At 64.2% G+C, this 6,255-nt stretch carries 8 protein-coding genes; 3 read left to right on the forward strand and 5 right to left on the reverse strand.

Annotated elements, in window-relative coordinates; translation table 11 throughout:
• From BG842_RS08960 to BG842_RS08975, 4 genes are all read right to left on the reverse strand, one after another.
• A partial coding sequence (locus BG842_RS08960) for a sodium:calcium antiporter (RefSeq protein WP_394327467.1) occupies positions 1 to 384 on the reverse strand: 384 nt, incomplete at its 3' end.
• A gap of 60 nt (positions 385 to 444) precedes the next feature.
• Positions 445 to 1,413 carry a hypothetical protein gene (locus tag BG842_RS08965; RefSeq protein WP_069450496.1) on the reverse strand — a complete coding sequence of 323 codons (969 nt, stop codon included), beginning with the start codon at positions 1,411 to 1,413 and terminating at the stop codon, positions 445 to 447.
• Positions 1,410 to 2,582: a DNA primase small subunit PriS gene (gene priS / locus BG842_RS08970; RefSeq protein WP_069450497.1), complete on the reverse strand. Its 1,173-nt coding sequence runs from the start codon at positions 2,580 to 2,582 to the stop codon at positions 1,410 to 1,412. Before priS ends, BG842_RS08965 begins: the two co-directional genes overlap by 4 nt.
• Before the next feature lie 107 nt (positions 2,583 to 2,689).
• Entirely contained in the window at positions 2,690 to 3,178 is a 489-nt protein-coding gene (locus tag BG842_RS08975; protein WP_069450498.1) for an N-acetyltransferase, read from the reverse strand.
• Positions 3,179 to 3,280: 102 nt separating this feature from the next.
• On the opposite strand from BG842_RS08975, the gene BG842_RS08980 reads away from it, so the two are divergent.
• The 3 genes from BG842_RS08980 to BG842_RS08990 all read left to right on the forward strand — a co-directional run bounded on the left by BG842_RS08980 (position 3,281) and on the right by BG842_RS08990 (position 6,022).
• Positions 3,281 to 3,691 carry an archease gene (locus tag BG842_RS08980; RefSeq protein WP_069450499.1) on the forward strand — a complete coding sequence of 137 codons (411 nt, stop codon included), beginning with the start codon at positions 3,281 to 3,283 and terminating at the stop codon, positions 3,689 to 3,691.
• A 194-nt stretch (positions 3,692 to 3,885) separates the two neighbouring features.
• Positions 3,886 to 5,388, forward strand: a complete 1,503-nt coding sequence (locus BG842_RS08985) for an RtcB family protein (RefSeq protein WP_069450500.1) — start codon at positions 3,886 to 3,888, stop codon at positions 5,386 to 5,388.
• A 94-nt stretch (positions 5,389 to 5,482) separates the two neighbouring features.
• Positions 5,483 to 6,022, forward strand: a complete 540-nt coding sequence (locus tag BG842_RS08990; protein WP_069450501.1) for a hypothetical protein — start codon at positions 5,483 to 5,485, stop codon at positions 6,020 to 6,022.
• Here BG842_RS08990 and BG842_RS08995 read toward each other — a convergent pair.
• A partial coding sequence (locus tag BG842_RS08995; protein ID WP_069450502.1) for a hypothetical protein occupies positions 6,019 to 6,255 on the reverse strand: 237 nt, incomplete at its 5' end. The two genes, BG842_RS08990 and BG842_RS08995, sit on opposite strands and share 4 nt — an antisense overlap.

Below are 6,255 nucleotides of genomic sequence, written 5' to 3' on the forward strand. Positions count from 1 at the left end.
CGCCAGCGCGAAGGTGATGAGGAGCACCGCGACGGCGACCATGTAGAACTGCGCTTCCTTGTAGACTATCGACCGGTCCGCATCGACGCCATCGGCGAAGATACCCGAGATCGCCGGGATGACGAGCAGGTTGAAGATGGCCGACCCGACGATGGCGCTCACGCCCAAATCGAACGCGCCGTGTACGTACGTCGAGACGACCGTACTCGACAGTTCGGGAAAACTCGACCCGACGGCGACGACGATGGCCCCCTGAACGACGGGCGGCAGACCGAAGTACAGCGACAGCCGTTTGCTCGACCGTTCGAGCATGTCGCTGCCCTTCCAGACAACCGCCGTCCCGACCAGCACGAAGAGGACGTACCACCAGAATCCGGAGACCATGCGCGCTCGTTCGAATCGAGATGTCTTAAAATGAATCAGTCGCCGCTCGAACGAAGCGAATCAGTCGATTTTTTCCGCCGCGTCGCGCTCGATGAGCGGCCCCGCGTTTTCGGACGGGAGCGCAACCACGTCCTCGGTTTCGAGGTCGTACTCGCGCTCGTCCACGCCGAGAATCGACCCGACATCGCGGGTGATTCTGACCGTCGTCCGGTCGTCCGCGGTGTCCGAGTCCGACGATTCGGCGGACTGCCCAGTATCCGCAGCCGAAGCGGATGGGGCAGACGATTCAGATAGTGCGGAGGACTCCGGACCGTCCGGTGCGTCCGCGTCCGGCGTGGACGCCTCCCCCGGCTCCCGAGCGGTCGCCTCGCTGGGTGGCGACGGTTCGGGAGGCGTAGACTCGTCCATCTGGGACGAGGCGGTCGCGTCGTGCTCCCCCGCAATCGCGGCTGCCTCGTCCGACGGACGGTCGCCCGCGGGCTCCGGTTCGGATTCGGCGGCGTTCACGTCGGAGGCGGTCGTATCGGGACCCATCGTATCGGAGGCGGGTGCGTCCGAGGCGGTCGAGGTACGTGCACTCGGGTCGGCGGTCGCCGTGTCGGGGGCATCCGAGGTGCTCGCCGTCGATTCGGCGCTCTTCTCGTTGCCCGCCAACACGTCGAGAACGGTCTCCTTGTTCGACTCGATACGGCCTACGAGGTCCGCAAACAGCTGTTGTTCCTCGCTGGTCAGTCCGTCCTCGTCGGCCGGAATTCCGGCCGCGGAGAGGCTCGCACGCTTGACGACCTTGCCGACGCGGCGTTCGTACACCGCCTCGACGACCTCCTCCGCGGTCTTGATTTCGTCGGTGAGTTGATTGACTTCAGCGGAATCGAACGGGTCGTCCGCCCGTTCGGCGGCCCGCTCGCGCTCCTCGCGGAGGCCGCGGATGTAGGCCCCGACGTCCGCGTAAAACGACTCGCGCAGATGCTGTAAGCTGTCCTTCGAGCGCTCCTTGCTCTGCACACTGCGGAGTTCGTCGAGATTCATTCTTTCCCCTTTTCTGCCCGGTCGCGCACCATACAAAAGATGGCGACGTATTCGGGAATCGATACATCACCCGCCGGGAGCCTAAAGCTTTCGCCACCGAGCGAAACGTGCGCCTCGGACGATAGTTCGACCGTCACTTCGTGTGACCGGAACGTCTCCGGAACCGCGTCGCGGAGCGGGTCGAAATCGTCGAGTTCGTCGCGCGGAATCCGCGTCACTTCCAACCCGCTCCCGCCGTGGAGGCTGCCGGGAAGTCGTATCAGGCGGTGCGTGTCGGTCGTGACGGGTTCGTCCACCGCCGCGCTTTCGGCCGCGAACACGTCGTCGGCCAGAATCCGCGCGAGTTGGTAGAAAGCCGGGTGAACGTCCACGTTCCCGCGGTCTATCTCCCGGCGGTTGTTCGTCGCGGCGTTGTACGCTCCCTTCGCCTTGCCGGAGCCGATGCCGTCGAACTCCTGCAATCGTTCGAGGGCGTCGGCTTCGTCCATCGACAGGAGGTCGTCCACGAACGAGCTAACGTACGCGTGGACGCGACCGCCCCACCCGCCGCTGGTCGGCAGGGTTCGTTTCTGCGTCGGGTTCTTGAGTCCGATTCCGGCGACCGTCTCCGACTGCACCAGCGATTCGAAGTCCACGTCGCCCGCCCGGACGTAATCGACGATTTCGCGCCGTCCCTCGCGGCCCAATCCCTTGACCTCCTCGTCCCGAACGTGGACGTGGTAACCGCGGCCGCCCGAGAAGACTATCGTCATGTCTTCGAAGCCGAAATCCCGTTCGAGGATGTCGAGGAGGTCGAGCAGTTCCTCCTTACACCGAGCCAGCATGTCGGCGTAGGGCGTTTCGGGCGTGACGCCCGGCAGGTGGTCCGCGTCCAAGTCGAACACGAGGTCGGCGCTCTGCCAGCCCTTCGCGTCCATCGTCCCCGCACCGGGGTCACGGTAGCGACCGGCGGAGAAGTAGACGTGTCGCGGACGCTCGCGTTCGAGAAAGCCGCCGAGGGTGCCGAGGTCGAGGAGGGAGTTGTGCCGAACCATCGTCGTCCCCGGTCCGGTGGTCCACGGGATGTACCCCCACTCGCGCTGGTCGGCGTCCGGCGGGAGTTCCGGCGCTACCGTTCGGTAGTGGTCACGGAACCGGCCTCGGAGATACGCACGCGTCCGCTCTTCCATCGTACGTTCATGAAACACCCGATTGATTAAAGCGTTGTTTCTTCGGATTACGCGGTCGCTGCTCGGGACGATATTACCGGTCCGCCGTACGAGGTCGAACCCAACGGTTAGTTACGCATGAAATCCGAGAGCCGTTTGGCGATGCTTTCTTCCTCACCCAGTCGGAGGTAGAAGGCGTCGCCGCTGTCTTCGTAGTAGTTATCGATGCGACGCTCGACGGCGAAGCCGAGGTGTCGATAGAAGTCGAGTGCGTTCTCGTTCGTCGTTCGGGCGTGACAGGTGACGGAGGCGTGATTGTCCGCGACCTTCGCGACGAGCCGTTGACCGAACCCTTCGCCCCGAAACTCGGGTGCGACCGCGAGAAAGAGGATATATCCGTCGCGTCGGACTGCCGCGAACCCGACGAGTCGTTCGCCGTCGTCGTCCTCGGTGACGTAGCAATAGACGGTCGACCGGCGGTACGCGTCTGTGAAGAATCCCCGTCGTTGTTTCAGCACGCCCTCGCGCTGCCGGATGCGCTCTTTTAGCTGCCACGCCTCCTCGACGTAGCGATTGTCGCCCGGCCCGACGACGCGCGTGTCGATGTTTACGCTCACTGCGAGGGAGTAGCAGGCAGACAAATATAATTCCACCGGCATACGAATCATCGAGATGTCGGAGTGGCAAGCCTCAAACCGGTAGCGAGCGAGGAATAGACGATGAGCTACGCGCTCCGAGAACACACCGCCGATATCGGGGTCGAAGCGACCGGAGAGACGATTTCCGACGCGTTCGCCGCCGTTGCGGACGGCATGGCGGCGGCCATGTGCGACGACATCCCAGCAGGCGGAACGCGCTTCGCCCTCGACGTGCGCGCCGAGAGCCGGGAGGCACTCCTGTTCGACTACTTGGACGAACTCATCTACCAGCGCGACGTCCGAGCCGTGCTCCCCGTCGAAAACGAGGCGAGCGTCCGCGAGGACGGCGACGGCTGGCATCTCAATGGAAGCGCACGCGGCGTCCCGCTCGCCGACCTCTCGGCGCGGGAGGTCAAGGCCGTCACCTACTCCGAGATGGTCGTCGAAGAGACCAACGACGGCTGGCGCGCCTACGTCGTGTTCGACGTGTGAACGACGAACGGGATGTGTGAACAGCAGAAAGGGAGTGTGAACGGCGAACGGATGGGTGAACAGCAGAAAGGGAGTGTGAACGGCGAACGGATGGGGTGAACGGGGAATGGAACGGAATCGTCGTCGTCCGCTAAACGACGGGGAAGTTCATCACCCCCGAAACGCCTTCCCACGTGTGCCTCGAAGTAGCACGCATGAAGACGTACACGGCGGGGGACGTCACGCTCGAACGGGTTCGGGAGTACGTGTGGGAGATTCCACAGAAGGGGAAAATGGGAACGCCCGCTCGCGTCCTTGCCAGCGAGCGACTGCTCTCCCAGATTTCTGAGGACAAGACGCTCCAGCAGTTGCGGAACGCGACCCAGTTGCCGGGGGTGACGAAGTACGCCGTCTGCATGCCGGACGGTCATCAGGGATACGGTTTCCCCGTCGGCGGCGTGGCCGGAATCGACGCCGAAAACGGCTGTATCTCGCCGGGAGCTGTCGGCTACGACATCAACTGCGGCGTCAGGATGATGCGGACGAATCTGACGATGGACGACGTGCGAGGCCACGAGGAGGAACTCGTGGACGCGCTGTTCGACGCCATCCCGTCCGGGTTGGGCGGCGGCGGCGTCGTCGAATCGGGCATCGACACCGTGAACGAGGTGCTGGAGCGCGGCATGGCGTGGGCGCTGGACGAGGGCTACGCGACCGACGCCGACCTCGCGCACTGTGAGGACGAGGGCGTCCGGGAGGAGAGCGACCCGTCGGCCGTTTCGACGAAGGCGAAGAATCGAGGAAAGAACCAACTCGGGAGCCTCGGGAGCGGCAACCACTTCCTCGAAGTCCAGCGCGTGACGGACGTGTTCCGGGAGGAGGTCGCCGACGCGTACGGACTCTCGGAGGGGCAAGTCGTCGTGCTCATCCACTGTGGCAGTCGCGGACTGGGCCATCAGGTCTGCACCGACTACCTCCGGAAGATAGAGAAACGGCACTCGGGGCTGCTGTCGAAACTCCCGGACAGGGAACTCGCGGCCGCGCCCGCCGGAAGCCGACTCGCCGAGGAGTACTACGCGGCGATGGGGGCGGCCATCAACTTCGCGTGGGTGAACCGACAGCTCGTCATGCACCGCACGCGCGAGGTGTTCGAGGACGTGTTCGACCGGCCGTGGCGGACGATGGGGATGGAACTGCTGTACGACGTGGCGCACAACATCGCCAAGAAGGAGACGCACGTCGTGAGGGTTGGGCCGGAGGGCCGACCAGTGGGAGACGGAGAAGCCGTCGAGCGCGAGGAGCGAGAGCTGTTCGTCCATCGAAAGGGAGCGACGCGCGCCTTTCCGGCGGGCCACCCCGAGGTGCCCGGCGCGTACCTCGACGTGGGCCAACCCGTCATCATCCCAGGCAGCATGGGGACGGGAAGCTACGTCCTCCGCGGCGGCGAGGCGTCGATGGAGCTTGGGTTCGGCTCGACCGCACACGGCGCGGGCCGGGTGATGAGCCGAACCCAAGCGAAGAAGGACTACTGGGGCGGGGACGTGCGGGAGGAACTGGAACGCGAGCACATCTACGTCAAAGCCCAGAGCGGCGCGACGGTCGCGGAGGAAGCGCCGGGCGTCTACAAGGACGTGGATGAAGTCGTGCGCGTATCGGACGCGCTGGGAATCGGAGATACGGTCGCTCGAACGTTCCCCGTCTGCAATATCAAAGGCTGACGCCCCGTCCCGACGAAATCTTACGCGAACGGATAGGAACAACGTTTCTCTTACTAATCTAAAGATTTTGATATCTATGGGGTGAAACTACCCCATGCGACGACGAGCGTTGCTCGGCGCGGTCGGAACGAGCGTGACTGCTGGCTGTCTCGGGGACGTCCTCCATCTCTCCCGTGGTGAGCCTCGCTTTTCCATCGAAAACGACCCCGTTCCGGCCGACTTTCCGGCGACGCTCTCGGCGAGGCTCCTCTCCGACGAGACGGCGGCGCATCCGCCGCGAATTCGAATCGACTTCGAGTACACGGGGGACGAACCTCGCACCGTTCGATTCAACTACCCCGGCCCGTTCGCGGACACGCTCGCCGCCGGACCCGACGGCTCGAAACTCGTTCTCGAATACGAAGCCGAGACGGGCAGTCGCCACGACGGTTGTTGGTGGGCAACGCCGTCAACCGGACGCGGTGCGACCGAACATCGCCGGTTCAGTTCCGGCGACGAAGTGCACGTCGAGTGGGAAGTGTTGACGCACGAGGAATCGGACACCTGTTATCCGTCGGGACGCTATCGCTTCGTCGATAGGTACTACGTGGACGGCGGCACGTACGAGTGGGGATTTCGGCTACGGATACGCTAAGTTCTGAAATCGAAGTTCGGCGCGTCCTCGGGTCGGAGCGGTACGTCCGGGTCGAGTTCTTCTCCCTTCTCGTAGCGGACGAAGTTGAGGAAGTACAGTTCGCCACAGCCGTCGCCGTCGGTTTCGCTCGCGCCGCAGACGAGTTCCACGCCGTCCGCGTCCTCGAACTCGTCGTAGGCGTTGGCGTACTCCCACCCGTCCAAGGGGTCGGCCGTGACCGATTTGTCGGCCAG

The organism is Haladaptatus sp. W1 (assembly GCF_001723155.1).
Taxonomy (GTDB): domain Archaea; phylum Halobacteriota; class Halobacteria; order Halobacteriales; family Haladaptataceae; genus Haladaptatus; species Haladaptatus paucihalophilus.